Raw genomic sequence first — 2,285 nt, 5'->3', positions numbered from 1 at the left:
AGGAGGTGTTGCTGAATATATATCCATGTTCATGGATTAAGTCCCCACTTGTTTTTAGGTGGGAACTAAATTAAGGCTTATAGGATCGCTTGGTAAGGCTGTGTTAGCCGGATGCTTACAAAGATGTTAGGCAGGCCTAAATTAGAAATAAGATATTTCGGTGTAACGAAAGAAGAACTTTTAGCAAAAGAAATTCTCGTGAAATGAAGTAGATATTTTTGTCGTATTAAGGAAAACTAAAATTAACATAATGGGCGTTATGCGAAGTCAAAAATGGGAGCTTAAGCTCCCATTTTTATTGATGATTTTTTAATTCTTTCAGCATAGCATCCCGTAAAATTTCATTCATTCGTGTTTGATAACCTTTGCCTTGTGCTTTGAACCAAGCAAGTACATCAGCATCTAACCGAATTGAAGTTTGTTGCTTCACTGGGCGGTAAAATTGATTTTGGCGTACAGCACTGCTCCAATCGGTAATTTCAGGAATATCTGATAGATCTAGCTGATCATCAGGAACCGTGCCTTTAGCAAGCAAGCGTTGAATTTCAGCATCTTGCTTCTCACCAAATTTCTCATTCAGCTCTTTGCGTGAGTATCTAACCATGCTCATATTTGTTTCGCTCCGCTTTAGTCACTTGCCTTGCACTAATGATTCGTATGATTTCACAGTCATCTTCATCAAAAATGGTGTGAGCCACCAATAACATTAGTACGCCTTTAACTCGTCCAATGGTTTGCCAACGTTCTTCACCATCGGTATGTCTGTCTTGGATTGAGATCCGTAATGGATCTTCAAAAACAAGGCTTGCAGTTTCGAAAGAGATATCATGCTTTTTCTGATTCTTTCGATTCTTAGCCTCATCCCATTCAAAATACTGTTCCATAAAAAACATTCAAATTTGTATATACAATAATGTATCACAAAATTGTATAACTCAAGTTGAGAAGCGTAATTTTTAGTCAAATTTATTGGCAAGAACTATCAAAACTGCTCATAAAAAAGCCGACTTGTTTCCAAGTCGGCTTTTGAACATCATCGAGCAAATAATTTATATCATAAGTTTTTGATTTTTATATTTTTCAATTTGTGCTTTTCGTATAACGCCCATTATGTTAAATAGCATGCAATATTGGATACCATACTGAAATAAGTAAAACAGTACCTAATACTCGATTAAAGAGCACCATATGATGAGCTGTAGAAAGTATTTTTTTTGTGATTTTTCCTAAATAAGCCCAAATAAATAAACAAGGTAGAGAAATCAGCATAAAGATGAATGAAAATAGAATGAGTGACTGATAGTAGTTAGCTAGTTGTGCTGTATAAACAGTAATAACAGCAATAGCCATCAACCAGCTTTTAGGGTTGATAAACTGTAAAAAGAAGCCTGTAAAAAAACCATTTTTCTTATTTTGATTTTGGATTTTAGATTCTAGATCAGGTCTATAATTAAAAATTTTCCATCCAATATAGCTTAACCAAATGCCGCCAGTGAAACTTAATATTAATTGAATCTTGGGGTATTCATTGAGTGTTGTACCAATTCCAAGTCCTGTAATTAAGACTAATGATGCAGCACCAATACTTCCACCGAAGATTAAGCCTAATGTTTTTTTAATACTAAATTGATGACTTGTACTAAGAATAAGGAAATTGGTTGGTCCAGGAGTAATTGATGCAACAAAAGAAAAGGCACAAAAAGCTAAAATCGTTTCCAAAATAAAATCCAAAAATTAATAAACTATTTGGCTAGTTTGATAAATATCTTCAAGCTCTGTACACGACAAATTTCACAGAACCCTTATCCTATCAGGATTCTGCTTTCTTAAAATTGCCAAAATTTCCTTAAACTCTTCTTTTTTCCCAAAACCAATTAAACGCTGAATCGCCATTTGAACATAGTCTAAACCATAGCGAAATAAACTCATTGAGAGTCGTCCATGCTTCTTTATTTTTATCGCTTTTTTTTGATTATGTTGCCATTCACCCGTTAAGTAACACCAACAGAAGCTTATAGCTAACACCGCAATCAATTTTTTCACTCGTCTAGGGTCTGTCAAGCGCGTATTTTCAAGATTAAACCCGCGTCCTTTGAGACAACTGAATAAGGTTTCAATTTCCCAGCGTAATGCATAATCCTGAATAGCATTGGCATTAAACTGAGGAGAGAGGTGGTCCCACTTGTTTGAACAACTAAAAGCGTATTTATAAGTGATATTCCGCTCTAGTTAAGCCACCTTGTTTTGTTGGGGTAGCTGATCATAGTAAAACTCATTTGGTGTCA

3 protein-coding genes and 1 pseudogene are annotated in these 2,285 nt (G+C 34.9%); all 4 read right to left on the bottom strand.

From position 1 onward, the window contains the following. Positions 1-295: 295 nt before the first annotated feature. Positions 296-610, bottom strand: coding sequence for a BrnA antitoxin family protein (locus tag HYG93_RS19075; protein WP_004728120.1), 315 nt, complete (start codon positions 608-610; stop codon positions 296-298). Next, the gene (locus tag HYG93_RS19070; RefSeq protein WP_000438825.1) at positions 597-884 is read right to left on the bottom strand and encodes a BrnT family toxin; all 288 of its coding nucleotides are present in this window, start codon (positions 882-884) and stop codon (positions 597-599) included. The genes HYG93_RS19075 and HYG93_RS19070 overlap by 14 nt, the downstream gene beginning before the upstream one ends. A 229-nt stretch (positions 885-1,113) precedes the next feature. Further along, positions 1,114-1,719, bottom strand: a complete 606-nt coding sequence (locus HYG93_RS19065; RefSeq protein WP_000447788.1) for a LysE family translocator — start codon at positions 1,717-1,719, stop codon at positions 1,114-1,116. A gap of 72 nt (positions 1,720-1,791) precedes the next feature. Continuing rightward, a pseudogene (locus HYG93_RS19060) lies at positions 1,792-2,172 on the bottom strand (transposase); the annotation flags it as partial. Between the last annotated feature and the right edge of the window lie 113 nt (positions 2,173-2,285).

Origin of the sequence: Acinetobacter sp. SwsAc6 (assembly GCF_013391565.1) — a bacterium.
GTDB lineage: Bacteria > Pseudomonadota > Gammaproteobacteria > Pseudomonadales > Moraxellaceae > Acinetobacter > Acinetobacter cumulans.
Note: the sequence above shows the minus strand (reverse complement) of the source record. Positions and strands in the feature narration are given on the sequence as shown.

What these genes read in the sequence shown, in the direction of transcription:
- HYG93_RS19075 (WP_004728120.1), bottom strand. Translation starts at nt 610, where the DNA reads ATGAGCATGGTTAGATACTCACGCAAAGAGCTGAATGAGAAATTTGGT.
- HYG93_RS19070 (WP_000438825.1), bottom strand. Translation starts at nt 884, where the DNA reads ATGGAACAGTATTTTGAATGGGATGAGGCTAAGAATCGAAAGAATCAG.